Source organism: Pedobacter rhizosphaerae, assembly GCF_900111155.1.
GTDB lineage: Bacteria > Bacteroidota > Bacteroidia > Sphingobacteriales > Sphingobacteriaceae > Pedobacter > Pedobacter rhizosphaerae.
The window spans coordinates 2,085-18,496 of sequence record NZ_FOGG01000043.1; the positions used below are offsets into that span (position 1 = coordinate 2,085).

Annotated in this window: 15 protein-coding genes; 10 read left to right on the forward strand and 5 right to left on the reverse strand. The window is 37.8% G+C overall.

Annotation, left to right across the window (positions count from 1 at the left end; translation table 11 throughout):
* Positions 1-104: 104 nt before the first annotated feature.
* Both BMX11_RS21510 and BMX11_RS21515 read right to left on the reverse strand, forming a co-directional pair.
* On the reverse strand, positions 105-464 hold the full coding sequence (locus BMX11_RS21510) for a hypothetical protein (RefSeq protein WP_090888725.1): 360 nt from the start codon (positions 462-464) through the stop codon (positions 105-107).
* Positions 465-597: 133 nt separating this feature from the next.
* Entirely contained in the window at positions 598-1,506 is a 909-nt protein-coding gene (locus BMX11_RS21515; protein WP_090888729.1) for a helix-turn-helix domain-containing protein, read from the reverse strand.
* 588 nt (positions 1,507-2,094) lie between these two features.
* Here BMX11_RS21515 and spt point away from each other — a divergent pair.
* From spt to BMX11_RS21565, 10 genes are all read left to right on the forward strand, one after another.
* Positions 2,095-3,300, forward strand: coding sequence for a serine palmitoyltransferase (gene spt, locus BMX11_RS21520; protein WP_090888732.1), 1,206 nt, complete (start codon positions 2,095-2,097; stop codon positions 3,298-3,300).
* Positions 3,297-4,418 carry a hypothetical protein gene (locus BMX11_RS21525; RefSeq protein ID WP_090888735.1) on the forward strand — a complete coding sequence of 374 codons (1,122 nt, stop codon included), beginning with the start codon at positions 3,297-3,299 and terminating at the stop codon, positions 4,416-4,418. Before spt ends, BMX11_RS21525 begins: the two co-directional genes overlap by 4 nt.
* A 77-nt stretch (positions 4,419-4,495) precedes the next feature.
* Positions 4,496-5,485, forward strand: a complete 990-nt coding sequence (locus tag BMX11_RS21530; RefSeq protein ID WP_090888738.1) for an NAD-dependent epimerase/dehydratase family protein — start codon at positions 4,496-4,498, stop codon at positions 5,483-5,485.
* 24 nt (positions 5,486-5,509) lie between these two features.
* A complete protein-coding gene (locus BMX11_RS21535; protein ID WP_090888740.1) occupies positions 5,510-6,835 on the forward strand; it encodes an inositol-3-phosphate synthase in 1,326 nt (441 codons plus the stop codon).
* Complete coding sequence (locus BMX11_RS21540) at positions 6,835-7,290, forward strand: phosphatidylglycerophosphatase A family protein (protein WP_217643900.1); 456 nt, start codon at positions 6,835-6,837, stop codon at positions 7,288-7,290. The genes BMX11_RS21535 and BMX11_RS21540 overlap by 1 nt, the downstream gene beginning before the upstream one ends.
* A gap of 5 nt (positions 7,291-7,295) precedes the next feature.
* Positions 7,296-7,670 carry a GtrA family protein gene (locus tag BMX11_RS21545; protein WP_090888744.1) on the forward strand — a complete coding sequence of 125 codons (375 nt, stop codon included), beginning with the start codon at positions 7,296-7,298 and terminating at the stop codon, positions 7,668-7,670.
* Positions 7,670-10,225 carry a DUF5686 and carboxypeptidase-like regulatory domain-containing protein gene (locus BMX11_RS21550; RefSeq protein ID WP_090888746.1) on the forward strand — a complete coding sequence of 852 codons (2,556 nt, stop codon included), beginning with the start codon at positions 7,670-7,672 and terminating at the stop codon, positions 10,223-10,225. The genes BMX11_RS21545 and BMX11_RS21550 overlap by 1 nt, the downstream gene beginning before the upstream one ends.
* Positions 10,226-10,234: 9 nt before the next feature.
* On the forward strand, positions 10,235-11,524 hold the full coding sequence (locus BMX11_RS21555) for a DUF4833 domain-containing protein (RefSeq protein WP_090888748.1): 1,290 nt from the start codon (positions 10,235-10,237) through the stop codon (positions 11,522-11,524).
* 9 nt (positions 11,525-11,533) lie between these two features.
* Entirely contained in the window at positions 11,534-12,154 is a 621-nt protein-coding gene (locus BMX11_RS21560; protein WP_090888750.1) for a sterol desaturase family protein, read from the forward strand.
* Position 12,155: 1 nt separating this feature from the next.
* On the forward strand, positions 12,156-13,094 hold the full coding sequence (locus tag BMX11_RS21565; protein ID WP_090888751.1) for a phosphatase PAP2 family protein: 939 nt from the start codon (positions 12,156-12,158) through the stop codon (positions 13,092-13,094).
* A gap of 154 nt (positions 13,095-13,248) precedes the next feature.
* Here BMX11_RS21565 and BMX11_RS21570 read toward each other — a convergent pair whose 3' ends face one another.
* The 3 genes from BMX11_RS21570 to lpdA all read right to left on the reverse strand — a co-directional run bounded on the left by BMX11_RS21570 (position 13,249) and on the right by lpdA (position 16,262).
* The gene (locus BMX11_RS21570) at positions 13,249-13,809 is read right to left on the reverse strand and encodes a GNAT family N-acetyltransferase (protein WP_090888752.1); all 561 of its coding nucleotides are present in this window, start codon (positions 13,807-13,809) and stop codon (positions 13,249-13,251) included.
* Positions 13,810-13,812: 3 nt separating this feature from the next.
* On the reverse strand, positions 13,813-14,652 hold the full coding sequence (locus BMX11_RS21575; RefSeq protein WP_090888754.1) for an MBL fold metallo-hydrolase: 840 nt from the start codon (positions 14,650-14,652) through the stop codon (positions 13,813-13,815).
* A gap of 221 nt (positions 14,653-14,873) precedes the next feature.
* Positions 14,874-16,262: a dihydrolipoyl dehydrogenase gene (lpdA, locus tag BMX11_RS21580; protein WP_090888756.1), complete on the reverse strand. Its 1,389-nt coding sequence runs from the start codon at positions 16,260-16,262 to the stop codon at positions 14,874-14,876.
* Positions 16,263-16,412: the final 150 nt, after the last annotated feature.

The following is a 16,412-nucleotide window of genomic DNA, read 5'->3' on the forward strand; positions in this document are numbered from 1 at the left end:
GGACTGATGTAATATGGACGCTAGATAACCGCCAGACATTCCATTTCCATACCTCCATTTTCCATATGAAAGAAGAATGGATGATGGACTTAGCTATTCTTTATTTAAACCACCAGGCGATACAAACAATCGCTGATCATGTGATTTAATTTAAACATGGTGAAAGTTCCCTGAAGCAGGCTTTTTAGGGCAACAATTTCTAGTGCACTTAAAAGATAGATGTGCTCACAACCGTTAAAGGTAACCAGTTCAAAATCTGCACGGTGTGTGTTTAAAAGTAATTCTTCGATATCGATAGCTTCAACAGCCTTTTTGAGCTTTTGAAGTGAAAGGCAATTGTATCTTGCAAACTTTCCTCCAAAATCAACATAAAAGCAGTTCAGCTTATCTGATTGATAAACAGCTCCATGAGTATTTGAGAATACGTTAATTAACTCGTTCAGATCAACACATGCTTTTTCCATCGATTGCAAAAATTGGCATTATTTAGATTAAATACAAATAAAAATGAAAATAAATTTCAATATCTAATCTGTTGAGGCTGAGAAGGTCATAGCAATATTTTACTTTGACAATGCAACTACATCATTTATTTTATTAAAAACTGGATGTTCGGGCAATATTGTGCGCCAGGCGATAAGCGGAAGGAGAGGTGCCGGTATATTTCTTGAAATACTTTCCAAAGAAGGATGAATTGCTAAAACTCAATAATTCAGCCACTTCAGATACATTGAGGATGTGTCCGGTAAGCAATACTTTAGCTTCTCTGATCACCATTTCGTCTATCAGTTCTCCTGCTGTTTTTCCCGTCACCTGTTTTACCACCTGCGATAGATGCCTGGGGGTAATGTACAGCGCACTGGCATAATACTGAACCTTTTTCTCGTTTTTGAAATGGTCTGCCAACAGATTGAGAAACCTGCTGGTTAATTCCGCTTTGCGATCGTGCTTAATAGGGCTGAAGTTTCTTCTTTTGTTGTTAATTAAGAATAAATCGTACAACACTTCAAGAAAGCTATTCCTAATCACCTCATTGAGTAATGGTGTATCGGCAGGTAGTTTAAGTCGTTTTTGTAATTTTTGTGCATTGTGTAGTATGTCGGTGTATTCTTCCTTGGTTAAGGAAAATTTATGGCTAGAGTTAGATTGAAATAATCGATAACTCTCGGCATTACTTAAAAATATACCCTGATTTTTTAAATAGTTCTTTTTAAAAACTATCTTGATAAAAGACGCGTCCGTTAGTTCACTTACTTCATAAATTGCTCCGGGAAATAAGAAGGCCAGGTCTTTTTCTTTAAATGTTTCCGGACTAAAATTGGTGGTTAAATTAATCTTACCCTTAATTATAATGATCAGTACATAGGCATTAGAACGAAAAGGCTGACGGGTACAAAAGTTTGAACTCGAACTGTCATGTTTAGAAATGAAAATATCTTCGTCAGGCTCGGTTTTCTCTATAGCATCCTTAATGCTTTTTCTATTGTTAAGAAGATGTTGTTCCATAAAATTTCGAAGAATTCTTTACATTAATTTAATGAGGCATTGGTCAAAAAGTCATCTGTTTTTAGTCTAAATGGTAAAATCACACCTAATACATCCAATATAGAACAATGGGTGCTGCTGATTTCCTGACAGAAAACAAAATTAACAAAGCAAATAAATCCTCCTTCAAAAAAAATACAAAATGACCTGTTTTTGATAGCTACATTAAAAATGTATATTAATATGTATCACATATCTTTTTGGAAATTAAGTTTTTGTGTTTATATTAAGCTTTATTAATGCCGCGAAAACCAATACTGAATTCGGTATATTGTTTTATTTACCAAGATAGAAAAATAGTCAGATAGTCAAATGGTCAACTCATCTAAATGTCACATTTTTTCAATACACCTTTTTGACCAATATTTACTACATTTGAACCTTTTTTTAAGCTTAAAGTGGCGTTAAAATTGTATAATCAAATTGTTTAGCCAATGTTATAGAAATTAGCATGGTTTTTGACGATGAGGAATCTGGTGTATATCAAGAGAAAAGCTAAGTTTTTCTCGATAACATATTTAACTAATATTGCTGAATAAAAGCATAAATATGCGTAAAAAATTACAAGATAGAATTGCTTCATTTAAGGATGCATCAATTATAAAGGAGCAAGGATTGTATCCTTATTTTAGATCAATTGAATCTGCTCAGGATACTGAGGTTGTGATCAACGGAAAGAATGTTCTCATGTTCGGTTCTAATTCCTACCTGGGTCTAACCAATCATCCCAAAATTAAGGAAGCGGCGCAAGCTGCTATAGAGAAATACGGAACTGGCTGTGCTGGTTCGCGGTTTTTGAATGGTACATTGGATATCCATTTGGAACTCGAAAGCCGGTTAGCCAGTTATGTAGGTAAAGAGGCTGCGGTTCTTTTTAGTACTGGTTTTCAGGTAAACTTAGGGGTGATTTCGTGTTTGCTAGATAGGAATGATTACCTGGTACTTGATGAGTATGATCACGCTTCAATTATAGATGGAAGCCGTTTGTCGTTCTCCAGAACCATAAAATACGCCCATAATGATATGGATGATCTGCGTAAGAAACTAAGCAGATTGCCAGAAGATGCGGCAAAATTAATTGTATCTGACGGGATCTTTAGTATGGAAGGCGATTTGGTTAATCTTCCGGAAATGGTCAAAATTGCTGATGAATTTGGAGCAAACATTATGATGGATGATGCCCACAGTTTGGGGGTAATCGGTTTTAATGGCTCAGGAACTGCCTCGCACTTCAATTTAAACGATGATGTAGACCTAATTATGGGGACCTTCAGTAAGTCACTGGCTTCATTAGGAGGTTTTATCGCAGGTAATGCAGAAACGGTAGAGTATATCAAACATAGAGCACGTTCATTAATGTTCAGTGCAAGTATGCCGCCTTCGGCTGTAGCCAGTGTTATTGCTGCTTTAGATATCATTGAGTCTGAGCCAGAACGTATCGATAAGCTTTGGGCGAATACAGAATATGCTAAAAAATTATTAGTGGAATCGGGTTTCGATATCGGTAATACGCATAGCCCTATCATCCCGGTTTACATCAGAGACAATACCAAAACTTTTATCATTACCAATATCCTTCAGCAGAATGGGGTATTTGTAAACCCTGTTGTGTCGCCAGCAGTCCCTTCTGATTCCTCATTAATCAGGTTCTCATTAATGGCTACACATAGTTTTGAACAAATTGAAACGGCTATTGATAAATTAACAGTCGCTTTTAAGGCTGCGGATGTAAGTTTAGTTGGCACACAATCATGAAAAAAGTAATAGCTGTTGCTACTAAGAAGGAATTCAACTCGTTCATTGATTTTCCACATGATTTGTATGCTCAAGATCCGAACTATGTTCCTGAATTATTTATAGCGCAGCGCGATTTGCTTACGCCTGGTCATCATCCTTTTTTCGAACACTCTGAAATACAGCTCTTTTTGGCGTACGATGGAGATCAGATTGTAGGAAGGATAGCAGCAATCAATAATACCAATCATAATAAGGTATACGAAGCTAAAGATGGTTTTTTTGGTTTCTTTGATACCATTGATGATCTGGAGGTAGCCACAATGCTCGTAAATGCTGCACAAGGTTGGTTAGAAGCAAAGGGAATGAACCGCATTATGGGGCCGGTTAACTTTTCTACCAACGAAGTTTGTGGCTTATTGATAGAAGGCTTTGACGGTCCGCCGGTGGCCATGATGCCATACAACAAACCTTATTATCTGCCTTTGCTAGATAAGATTGGTTTTCAAAAGAACGTGGATTTAAGAGCCTATCGTTACACCGCAGGTACTTACAGTGATCGTTCAGTGAAACTGATCGATAGGATAGAGGAGCGTTTGCAAAGGAATAATATTGTTTTACGCACCATTAACCTAAAGAAATTTAAGGAAGAATGTAATGCTATCCGTGAAGTGTATAATAAGGCCTGGGATAAAAACCTGGGTTTTGTACCCATGACCGATAAGGAATTCGATTATACGGCAAAAGACTTGAAAATGATCCTTGATCCGGATTTTTGCATCATTGCTGAGCAGGAAGGTAAAATAGTAGGGTTCGCACTGGCCATACCGGATATCAATCAGATCTTGATTAAAATAAAACGTGGACGTTTATTCCCAACTGGATTAATCAAACTACTTCTCAATAAGAAAAAGATTAATGGAATCAGAATTTTATTGCTGGGTGTAATTGATGGTTATCGCAAAATGGGAATTGAGGCCTGCTTATACGGTAGAATCATTAGGGCTTTCGAAGCTAAAAATATGAAGTATGCTGAAGCAAGCTGGACACTTGATCACAACGAAATGATCAATAAACCAATAGAAGATATTGGCGGAAAACTTTATCGGAAATATAGAATTCTCGAAAAAACGATCTAAGATGTCGGGTTGCTTTGAAATGAGGATATTAATGAGCAACCACGTGATTTCGTGAACAGGAATACAAATTTAAGCAGATGAAAAAAAGGGTATTAATTACTGGTGCGACTGGATTTGTGGGATACCATTTAATTAAAACTGCTTTGGAACACGATTTAGAGGTGTATGCCAATGTTCGTAGTTCTAGTGCGGTAGAACATCTGAAACACTTCGACATTAAATTTGTAGACCTGGATTTTAACTCTATATACCTTTTAAAGCGAGATATCGAAGAAAAGAAATACCATTATATTGTTCATGCCGCGGCAACCACAAAGGCACCAACGCTTCAGGAATATAACGAGATTAATGCAACATATACCCGAAATCTGGCGGTTGCATCTACCATATCAAGCCATAAAATAGAAAAATTTGTTTTCCTGAGCAGCTTGGCCGCGTTAGGTCCGCTAAACAATGAAAACGAAATTTTAACTGATCAGGCAGCTGCAAATCCGGTAACTAACTACGGTATCAGTAAGTCTCTTGCTGAAACGTATTTAAGTGAAATTGAAGATCTTCCATTGATCATTATTAGACCTACAGCGGTTTACGGGCCTAGAGAGAAGGATATTTTCATCCTCTTTAAAACCATCCGCTCCGGATTAGAGCTCTACATAGGAAGTGAAGCGCAGCAGCTCAGTTTTGTATATGTAAGTGATTTGGCAGAGTTGATTATAAAAACACTTAAATCAAATATCATCAACAAGAGCTATAATATTTCTGATGGACAGGTTTATGATCGATTCGCATTGGCCTTATACGCCAGACAAGCATTAAACAAGAAAACATTCTCTTTTAATGTTCCGGTGCCAATTATAAAGGGATTAGCCTGGTGCATGGATGGAGCTTACAGCTTGTTTAAGAAAACACCTGCGCTTAATTTGGATAAGGTAAAAGAGTTAACCGCGCGTAACTGGGCCTGTAGTATAGATAACTTAAAAAGGGACTTCAATTATAGCCCAAAATACAATTTGGAGCAGGGAATTTCCGAAACCATTAAATGGTACAAAGACAATAATTGGTTATAACAATAGATAGTAAATTAAATAAAAATGAAACAACAAGTAAAAGCAGCAGAAGGTAAGCTGGGTATATTAATGCCAGGACTGGGTGCAGTTGCCACAACCATGATTGCCGGTGTAGCAGCTATAAAAAAAGGTTTGTCAAAGCCAATTGGTTCATTAACACAAATGGGAACCATCCGCTTAGGAAAAAGAACCGAAAATAAAGAGCCTAAAATTAAAGATTTCGTTCCTTTAGCTAATCTGGAAGATATCGTTTTCGGTGGATGGGATGTTTATGAAGATAACGTTTATGAAGCTGCATTAAATGCAAGAGTATTAGACGCTAACTTATTACGTGATGTTCGTGAAGAATTGCAGGCCATTAAACCAATGAGAGCTGCTTTCGATAGAAACTACGTAAAAAATTTGGATGGTAAATTCGTAAAAGAAGAAGAAAACCGTCACGAATTGGCTTTAGCAGTAATGGAAGATATCAAAAACTTTCAGGCTCAAAACAACTGCGATCGTATTGTTTTAGTATGGTGTGGTTCTACAGAAATCTATTTCGAGCCTTCTGAAGTTCATGAATCGCTTGCAGCTTTTGAACAAGGATTAAAAGACAATGATGCTCGTATTGCACCAAGTATGATCTATGCTTATGCAGCTTTGAAACTAGGTATTCCTTTCGCAAATGGTGCACCTAACCTAACTGTAGATATTCCAGCTTTAATTGAATTGGCTAAAGAAACCAATACCCCAATTGCAGGTAAGGATTTCAAAACAGGTCAAACTTTAATGAAAACTATTTTAGCGCCTGGATTAAGTGCACGTGCATTAGGTGTAAATGGTTGGTTTTCCGATAATATTTTAGGTAACAGAGATGGTTTGGTGTTAGATGATCCTGATAACTTCAAAACTAAGGAAGTATCTAAATTAGGTGTGTTGGAAGATATCTTTAAACCAGAGAAAAATCCTGATTTGTATGGGGATATGTACCACAAAATCCGTATCAACTATTATCCTCCTCACGGTGATAACAAGGAAAGTTGGGATAACATTGATATTTTCGGTTGGTTAGGTTACAAGATGCAGATCAAAATCAACTTCTTATGTCGCGATTCGATCTTAGCTGCACCAATTGTTTTGGATTTAGCCTTATTTATCGATTTAGCTAAACGTGCAAACATGAGCGGTATTCAGGAGTGGTTATCATTCTATTTGAAATCTCCTCAAACTTTACCTAATGTACCTGCAGAGAACGATATCTTTAAGCAGTTGATGAAATTACAGAATACTTTACGTCACATGATGGGTGAAGACCTGATAACACATTTAGGTTTAGATTACGAAGAAGAACCTGTAGAAAACGTATAGTGCTTTTTCATAAAATCATATCAACCGGTCTGGGAATCGGATATATAGGCAAGGGTGCAGGAACGTACTCCGCAATCGCAACTTGCCTGTGCTGGTACTTTTTCCAGACTGGTTATATTTATCCTGGTATGATCGCCATATGGATTACTGTTTTTTTAACCATACTGGGAGTCATCACTGCAAATAGGGTAGAAGAGATTTGGGGTAAGGATCACGGACGCGTGGTAATAGACGAAATAGCGGGCATGTGTATCACCTTGTTATTTGTTCCTTTAAGATGGGAATATGTAATTATAGGGTTAGTTCTCTTCAGGTTTTTTGACATTTTGAAGCCATTGTTTATCCGTCGATTGGAACAACTCCCGGGAGGTTGGGGGGTAATGGCCGATGATATATTAGCAGGAGTATATGCCAATTTGGTTCTTCAACTGGTAGTCATATTGAACTTATTTTAATCAATATGTTTACTTATTTAAAGGCTCAGGCATCATCGATCTCCGCATCGATGTTAGATTTTTTGATCACCATTATTGGTGCAAGGTTTTTTGGCTGGTGGTACCTAGCCGCAAGCATTGCCGGTACCGTTTCTGGCGGAATATTAAATTTTTATATTAATAGAACGTGGGTCTTTGGTGCTACTTCTAAGAATATAAAATGGCAGGCAGTAAAGTACATCATGGTATGGTTGGGTAATTTATTACTCGTTACGCTTGGTGTTTACATTCTAACCCACTTTTTTCATCTCAATTATGTGCTCTCAAAGGTATTGGTATCCCTTGTTTTGGGTACAACCTATAATTATATAATGCAAAAGCAGTTTATTTTCACTCGTTAATGAATCGTCAACATCCCATATCGTTTTATATATTTTTACTATTCATCCTCAATTTCGTATGGGTTGGGGGGGCTTTTGCTCAAAAAACAATAGTATCAGGAACCGTACGTGACGCGGTTACCAAAGAAACACTACCCTATGTTTCGATATTTTTTACCGGAACAAAAATAGGAACACAAACCGATGCCGATGGAAAATACACCATCAGTGCTCCGGATGCTCAAACCACGTTGAGCTTTAATTATGTTGGTTATACCCAGGTAGTTCGAAATTTGGTTTCTTCTGCAACCCAGCAGATAGATATTTTACTTAAGCCCGACTCAAAAGCGCTCGATGATGTAGTCATTGTTGCAGGAAAAAGAGTGCGTTATCGCAATAAAGACAATCCTGCGGTTGAATTAATTCGACAGGTAATTGCCCATAAGGACGATAACAGGATTAAAAGCTACAATAAAGTATCTTATCGTCAATATGAGAAAATGCTCTTTTCTATGAGTAATGTATCTGAGAAATTTAAGAATAAAAAGATCTTTAGAAATTATCAGTTTCTTTTTCAAGAGCAGGATTCTACATTAATTGGCGGCAAAAACCTGCTACCGGTTTATATTCAGGAAAGGCTCGCCGATAGTTACTTTAGCCAGTCTCCAGAGCAAAATAAAACTGTTGTGGTTGCAGAGAAGCAGGTAAATTTTGATGCTAAATACATCGACAACAAAGGCTTGAAAAGCTATTTTAGCAGGATGTATCAAGATATTGATATTTATAAAAATAACATTTCCGTTATCAGTAATGAGTTTTTGAGCCCTATTGCTGATGGAGCTCCTACATTTTATAAGTTCTTCATTACCGATACCCTTAAAAATCAAACACCTGAGGTAATTGAACTTTCTTTTACACCAAGAAATACAACAGATATGTTGTTTGAGGGTAGACTATATGTAACCAATGACGGCCACTATGCGGTTACCGGAGCATCTCTTGGGGTAAATAAAAACATCAACCTCAACTTTGTTAGGGCGATGAAGATTGATCTGGATTTTGAGAAAAATTCACAAGGCAAATACTCCTTAAGTAAAAGTAACTTATTGGCAGATTTCGGCTTAAATAAAAATAAAGGACTGGGCTTTACTGGAGAAAGAACCGTAACCTTTAAAGATTATAAGTTTGACGCTGCGGTTCCAGATACTGTTTTTCAAGGAAAAAGCTTAGTCGTGTTGGCAGATGCAGATAAGAGAGACGACCTGTATTGGAAAAATAACAGGCTGGATTCTATATCCACAAATCAGCTTAAAATCTACCATAATATCGATACACTCCAAAATCTTCCATCGTTTAAAAGAACAATGAAGATTGTAACCCTATTATTTGCAGGTTATCAAAATTTAGGTCCTTATGAAATCGGTCCGGTGAACACCTTCTATAGTTTTAATAATGTTGAGGGTTTGCGTTTGCGCTTAGGAGGAAGAACAACACCAGAATTGAGTAAACGTTTTTATTTTGAAAACTATGCGGCTTACGGAATTAAAGATGAAAAGTGGAAGTTTTTCTTATCAGGTACTTATTCCATAAACAATAAATCCATCTATGAATTTCCGCAGAACTATGTTCGCGCAAGCTTTCAGAGAGATACTAAAATACCCGGACAGGAATTACAATTCGTACAAGAAGATAACTTTCTACTTTCCTTTAAAAGAGGGGTAAATGATATGTTATTGTATAACGATTTCTATCGCCTGGATTATGTGAAGGAATTTGAAAATCACTTTTCTTACGCAATGGGCTTCAAAAAATGGAGCCAAACGCCTGCCGGTGGATTGTTCTATCAAAATGATAACAATGACTTTATTAATCGTGTAAGTACAAGCGAGCTTTCATTACAGTTGCGTTATGCACCAAATGAGAAGTTTTACCAGGGGAAAATATACCGGGTGCCTATTCCAGACCGTTATCCTGTGTTCACTTTTAGATATACGGCCGGACTAAAAGGTCTTTTTGGAGGAGAATATAACTATCATAATCTGATGGGAAGTATTGATAAGCGTTTTTATCTATCGCAACTTGGCTATAGTGATGTAACTGTGGAAGGTGGCTATATTGCAGGCAAGGTTCCTTTCCCATTATTAGATATTCATCGTGCTAACCAAACTTATGCTTATCAATTAAACTCTTACAACCTGATGAATTTTCTGGAGTTTGTGAGTGATCATTATGTAAGTATTAATATAGATCATAACTTTAATGGTTTCTTCTTTAATAAGATACCTTTGTTAAAGAAATTGAAATTGAGAGAGGCCGTTTCGTTTAAAGCGCTTTATGGTGGACTTAGAGACGAGAACAATCCAGGAATGAGTACCGGACTTTATAAGTTTCCGGTATATGAAAATGGAGCGAACAGAACCTACGCTTTGGGCAACGAACCCTATATGGAAGGAAGCGTTGGAGTTGGAAACATATTCAAGCTTTTAAGAGTTGATCTGGTAAAACGGTTCAATTACCTCAACCATCCGGAAGTATCTGAATGGGGTATCAGAGCCAGGGTAAAATTTGATTTTTAAAATAAAAACATGCAAAAAGTAAAACTTAGAGATAGCCTTCAGCTAGGCATATACAAAGTAATCAACCCCTTTGTGAGGGGCTTGATTAAGCTGGGCTTAACACCTAACATGGTAACTACTATTGGCTTGGTGCTCAATATTGGTGTTGCTGTAATTTTTGTATTGGGTGCCGAAAAAACCAATAGAGGCGATTTATCTTTCGTGGGTTGGGGCGGTGCATTGGTGCTGTTTGCAGGCCTGTTTGATATGCTGGATGGTCAGGTTGCCAGGTTAGGGAACATGAGCTCGAAATTCGGGGCGTTATATGATTCTGTATTAGATCGTTATAGTGAAATGATCATGTTTTTGGGGATCTGTTACTACCTCATTGCTCATCACTACTTTTTAAGTTCTTTGTTCGCTTTCATCGCTTTAATAGGCTCTATGATGGTGAGTTATACCCGTGCAAGGGCAGAAGGATTGGGCGTAGAATGTAAGGGAGGTTTAATGCAGCGTCCGGAGCGGGTGGTAACCATTGGTGTGGTAGCCATAGCCTGTGGCGTAAGCAGTCATTTTATAGGTGGTGATTTTAAAATTTACATCCCAGGAATTCCTTTTCATATTTTTGAAACCATGACGATTTTTACGCTTCCCATTACGATAATGGCGGTACTAACAAATATTACAGCGATTAGAAGATTGCAGGAAGCCAAAAAAGCACTCGAAGCTAAAGAGCTGGAGGAGAAACAAGGAAGCAATCGTGCAGCAATAATTGTTGGTTTTATGTTGGCTGTAGGATTGGCAACGGCAGGAACTGCAGTAAGAGCGCAAGGAGCAGATCCGTCACCCCTTACTTTTCCAACACCTAAAAATATCAGCAATCAATTGTTTTACTTACAACGTGATCCGAATACCAACACCATTATTTGCCAGCTAAATGTGAACAGTAAAGGTGAAGTAGATCAAAAAGAACCTATCAATGTATTTTGGATGCGCTATGGCGATAAAGGTGAAAAGAAAGAGTTAAGTTACATCCAAAGGAAGTTTGCTTACGGAATTGCTACGAAATATATGGGAAACGGACAATTTGAACTTCGCTTCGTATCTCATAAAAAGTTACCTATGTATCTTTATAAATCAGCAACCGATAAGAAATATCACGTTTACGCGACGATAAATAATAAAAAGATGCAATTGGAGCGAATCTTCCTTCGAATTGAGGGCGGTTCTTTCTGGCTTCCAAATGTTAAATATGTAGAAATTAAAGGCTATGATGCTGCCGATACCACTAAACAACTCGTTGAACGCATTAAAGTATAAGTAAAGGTTATGAAAAGAAATTTTATTTCCAACTCATCTGCATCTATCAGGATGTTTAAAAGCGATTTTTTGGAAGGCTTATCAAAAGTAAGTTATTTTGTTCCGCTAATCGTTTATGTTCCCCTTATTTTATTTTTCTGCTGGAAATCGCTTTTTCAGCTCGAAATGCCTTTTTTAGAATTTGCGGGATGGTTGTTGTTTGGTCTGGCCGTATGGACCATTACCGAATATATATTACATCGTTACGTATTCCATTATGAGCCTACCATAGAATGGGGTAAGCGCATCCATTTTATATTTCATGGCGTACATCACGACTATCCAAATGATGCCAAACGCCTGGTAATGCCACCATCGGCGAGTATTCCCCTGGCTTTGGGCTTTTATTTTCTGTTCGACTGGCTTTTGCCAGATACAAAAGTTTTTGCCTTTTTTTCAGGGTTTATTGGTGGGTATCTCTTTTATGATATGGTTCATTATGCCTTGCATCATGCTAACTTTAAAAGTGGATTTTGGAAGAGACTGAAACAACATCATATGCTTCATCACTATTCTGATTCGACAAAGGGCTACGGTGTAAGCTGGACTTTCTGGGATCACATCTTTAGATCAAATTTTGACAAAAAATAATATGAATGAAGGGCTTAGCCTACCACGAAAGGCTATAAATATTAAAGATGTTCTAATTATTACTGGGATTTCCATAGGATATATTTTACTATCTATATGGTTAGTAGGCTTTAAATCCGATCAATTGGTATTGGTGGGCATCTTTAACTCGTTATACTATCTTTCGAATATAACCCGCAAGTTTATTTTAGGCTTTTCGATCTTTATCGTGTATTGGATCCTGTTCGATTACATGAAGGCCTTTCCCAATTATCAATTTAATGAGGTGCACATTCAAAGTCTCTATGAATTAGAAAAGAAACTTTTTGGTATCGATTTCAATCAGTTGAAACTTACCCCTAATGAATATTGGAAACTGAATAGTAACGCTTTTTTAGATGTGCTTACCGGATTCTTTTATCTAATGTGGGTGCCGGTACCTTTGGCTTTTGCAACCTATCTTTTCTTTAGAAATAAACGCCAGTTTATCTACTTCTCGCTCACCTTTGTTTGGGTAAATTTATTGGGTTTTGTGGTGTATTATGTATTTCCTGCCGCACCGCCATGGTATGTGCAGGAGCATGGTTTTGATTTTATAGCTAAAACACCAGGTAATACTGCCGGGCTCATTAGGTTTGATCATTTTTTTAATACGACCCTTTTTCAGGGGATATATAGCAAAGGTTCGAATGTTTTTGCGGCGATGCCATCACTACATTCATCTTACCCGGTGATTGTACTTTTTTACGGACTTAGAAGCAAATTGGGCGCAGTTAATATTTTCTTCTTCATCGTAATGATCGGCATTTGGTTCGCAGCGGTGTATACCAGTCACCACTATGTGTTAGACGTACTTGCAGGCATTACCTGTGCTGTTACCGGGATTTTCAGTTTCAGCAAGTTAATTCAACTGAAACAGATTGAGCGATTCTGCGAAGCTTTTATTAAGAAAATTAGTTAACCATGGTCCGTGACCACGGACCATGGATTTAGTGCAAGGACCATGGATTTAGTGCAAGGACCATGAATTTAGTGCAAGGACCATGGATTTTGATGCGCGGACCAAATTTTTGATGCACAGATCATGAAATCATTTTTAAGTTGAGCATGATAAGCTATTCAATAGCCTGAGTCATATGGTAATACAATCCATTGATAAAGGTCTTTTCAGACTCAATCTCAAAGCCCATTTTTTGATAGAGCCTCAAAGCTCCCGGATTGTTAAGTTCTACCAATAAGCCAACGTTTTTATGTCCCAATTCTGCGGCCCGGTTTATACCAGCCTCAATCAATTGTTTCCCGATTCCCTTACCCTGAACAATTGGCGCTACACTAATGGTGTCTAAATAAAACTCTCCGGCCGCTGTTTCTGGCTCAGGATCGAAATTAATCCATCCACAGTGTTCCTTCAGGTATTGAAGAAAAGGAGCTCTTAAAACCGCTAATTTGCTGCCATCATATCCATTTATACTTCCAAGTACTTCACCTCCTTCCTTATATACCAGTGTATGCTGGTAACTATATTGATTATCGGTAAGTCTGAAGAAGTGTTCAAAAAGCGCCAGCGTTTTATGATGATCCCTGGTATTACTAAACTTATAGGCTAAATCGCCCATAGCCTGAACAATTAGCTCAGCCACTGTGGGGGCATCCTCCTGTTTAGCTTTGCGTATCATATTTTAAAGTTCGCTTAAACTAAAAGTTTCTTTGACACGAATGCCTTTCTCTGTTTGCTGTAAGGTACAACATTCGTTAGCCGGATCATGTTCTAGATAAAGAATGTAATCTTTCGCAACGGCTTCTTCAAGAAAAGCTTGTTTCTCTTGCAGTGTTTTTAAAGGAAACATATCATAAGCCATTACGTAGGGTAGAGGAAGGTGACCTACAGAAGGCAACAGATCTGCCATATATACGATAGTTCTGCCTTTGTAATTAATCTTCGGTAACATCATGGCATCGGTATGGCCATAAGCAAAACTGATCTCTATATTTTTGCGCCATGCTGTATTTTCTCCTTCCTCCACAAACTTTAACTGTCCGCTTTCCTGGATCGGCAGAATGTTCTCCTTTAAAAATGAAGCTTTCTCACGGGGATTGGGTTCCGTAGCCCATTTCCAGTGCTTTTCGTTTGTCCAATAATTAGCATTTTTAAAAGCAGGTTGTAATTTCTCTCCCTCACGCACAACAGCACCGCCCACATGATCAAAATGCAGGTGTGTTAAAAAAACATCGGTAATATCTGATAAACCAAAACCGAGATTGTTTAGTGATTTTTCCATGGTATCACTTCCATGAAGATAATAATGGCTAAAGAACTTTTCATCCTGCTTGTTACCGATTCCAGTATCAATTAAAGTAAGCTGATTACTATCCTCAATTAATAAGCATCGCATGGCCCAGGTACACAAATTATTGGCATCAGCCGGATTTGTTCTCTGCCAGATGCTTTTAGGTACTACGCCAAACATGGCTCCGCCGTCGAGTTTAAAAAGTCCGGTGTTTATGGTATGTAGTTTCATTTAATTTGTATCAATGTAGTATCGAGTATTTAGTATCAAGTATTTAGTATCGAGTATCAAGTATGGAGATTGGGTGTGAACGATATGCTTTATTTTAATCAAAAGCAGCCTAAAAATAAGAAAACCCTCCAGCATTAGCTAAAGGGTTTTATAAATTATATCAGCTTTGCTGCATTCAGCTTTGATTTTTAGCTTTCTGCTTTCGGCTTTGGTTTTTCTGTTTACAAATGGATCACTTCTCCGTAAGCATCAGCGGCAGCTTCCATAATGGCTTCACTCATGGTAGGGTGTGGGTGAACAGATTTGATCATTTCATGACCAGTAGTTTCCAATTTACGGGCTACTACAATTTCAGCAATCATTTCTGTTACATTAGCACCAATCATGTGTGCACCTAATAATTCGCCGTATTTAGCATCGAAGATCAATTTTACGAAACCGTCTTTAGCACCTGCAGCGCTAGCTTTACCTGAGGCAGAGAATGGGAATTTACCAATTTTCAATTCGTATCCAGCTGCTTTTGCTGCTTTTTCAGTGTAACCAACAGATGCGATTTCAGGAGTACAATAAGTACATCCCGGAATATTGTTATAATCTAAAGGCTCTACATGCTGACCAGCAATTTTCTCTACACAGATAATACCTTCAGCAGATGCTACGTGAGCTAAGGCTTGTCCACCAACAACATCCCCGATTGCGTAGTATCCTTTAACCGAAGTGTTATAGAATTCGTCAGTAACGATTTTACCCTTATCTGTTTTGATTCCAACCTCTTCTAAACCAATGTTTTCGATGTTGGCTACAATTCCTGCTGCAGAAAGTACGATGTCAGCTTCGATAGTTTGCATGCCTGAAGCTGTTTTTACTGAAACTTTGCAGCCAGCACCGCTCGTGTCAACAGATTCAACACTAGCAGAAGTCATTACATCAATACCAACTTTTTTCAAGCTGCGTAACAATTGCTTAGAAACGTCTTCATCTTCTACAGGAACAACGTTCTCCATAAATTCAACAATGGTTACTTTACTGCCCATAGTTGCGTAAAAATACGCAAATTCCACACCAATAGCACCAGAACCTACTACTACCATACTTTTTGGTAATTCAGGAAGTACCATGGCCTGGCGGTAACCGATAATTTTTTTACCGTCCTGCTTTAGGTTAGGAAGCTCTCTAGAACGCGCACCAGTGGCTATAATAATATTTTTGGCAGATAATTCTTTAGTAGAACCGTCAGCACCTTTAACTTCTAGTTTGTTACCCGGTTTTACTTTTCCGGTACCCATAATAACCTCAATCTTGTTCTTTTTCATCAAGAATTGAACGCCTTTACTCATACCATCAGCAACACCACGGCTACGTTTTACAACAGCTGCGAAATCAGCAGTAGCTTCTGCAGTAGTAATACCGTAATCTGCAGCATGGTTGATGTATTCAAAAACCTGAGCGCTTTTTAATAGTGCCTTAGTAGGGATACATCCCCAGTTTAAACAAATACCGCCTAAAGATTCGCGCTCTACAATTGCAGTTTTTAAACCCAATTGTGAAGCTCTGATCGCAGCTACATAACCTCCAGGGCCGCTGCCTAAAACAATAACGTCGTAATTCATATCTATTTAAAGAAATTTGCTTTTAATTGTTTTGTGTTTCCTGTAACCTTCGGGTGAAGAAGTCTCTGTTTTAACAGATTTATCTCGCCGCCACTTTTCAATATAGGCATTACAAAATTGTTCGGGCACCGAGCCCATTACAATTGCCAA

What these genes read in the sequence shown, in the direction of transcription:
- BMX11_RS21510 (WP_090888725.1), bottom strand. Translation starts at nt 464, where the DNA reads ATGGAAAAAGCATGTGTTGATCTGAACGAGTTAATTAACGTATTCTCA.
- BMX11_RS21515 (WP_090888729.1), bottom strand. Translation starts at nt 1,506, where the DNA reads ATGGAACAACATCTTCTTAACAATAGAAAAAGCATTAAGGATGCTATA.
- spt (WP_090888732.1), top strand. Translation starts at nt 2,095, where the DNA reads ATGCGTAAAAAATTACAAGATAGAATTGCTTCATTTAAGGATGCATCA.
- BMX11_RS21525 (WP_090888735.1), top strand. Translation starts at nt 3,297, where the DNA reads ATGAAAAAAGTAATAGCTGTTGCTACTAAGAAGGAATTCAACTCGTTC.
- BMX11_RS21530 (WP_090888738.1), top strand. Translation starts at nt 4,496, where the DNA reads ATGAAAAAAAGGGTATTAATTACTGGTGCGACTGGATTTGTGGGATAC.
- BMX11_RS21535 (WP_090888740.1), top strand. Translation starts at nt 5,510, where the DNA reads ATGAAACAACAAGTAAAAGCAGCAGAAGGTAAGCTGGGTATATTAATG.
- BMX11_RS21545 (WP_090888744.1), top strand. Translation starts at nt 7,296, where the DNA reads ATGTTTACTTATTTAAAGGCTCAGGCATCATCGATCTCCGCATCGATG.
- BMX11_RS21550 (WP_090888746.1), top strand. Translation starts at nt 7,670, where the DNA reads ATGAATCGTCAACATCCCATATCGTTTTATATATTTTTACTATTCATC.
- BMX11_RS21555 (WP_090888748.1), top strand. Translation starts at nt 10,235, where the DNA reads ATGCAAAAAGTAAAACTTAGAGATAGCCTTCAGCTAGGCATATACAAA.
- BMX11_RS21560 (WP_090888750.1), top strand. Translation starts at nt 11,534, where the DNA reads ATGAAAAGAAATTTTATTTCCAACTCATCTGCATCTATCAGGATGTTT.
- BMX11_RS21565 (WP_090888751.1), top strand. Translation starts at nt 12,156, where the DNA reads ATGAATGAAGGGCTTAGCCTACCACGAAAGGCTATAAATATTAAAGAT.
- BMX11_RS21570 (WP_090888752.1), bottom strand. Translation starts at nt 13,809, where the DNA reads ATGATACGCAAAGCTAAACAGGAGGATGCCCCCACAGTGGCTGAGCTA.
- BMX11_RS21575 (WP_090888754.1), bottom strand. Translation starts at nt 14,652, where the DNA reads ATGAAACTACATACCATAAACACCGGACTTTTTAAACTCGACGGCGGA.
- lpdA (WP_090888756.1), bottom strand. Translation starts at nt 16,262, where the DNA reads ATGAATTACGACGTTATTGTTTTAGGCAGCGGCCCTGGAGGTTATGTA.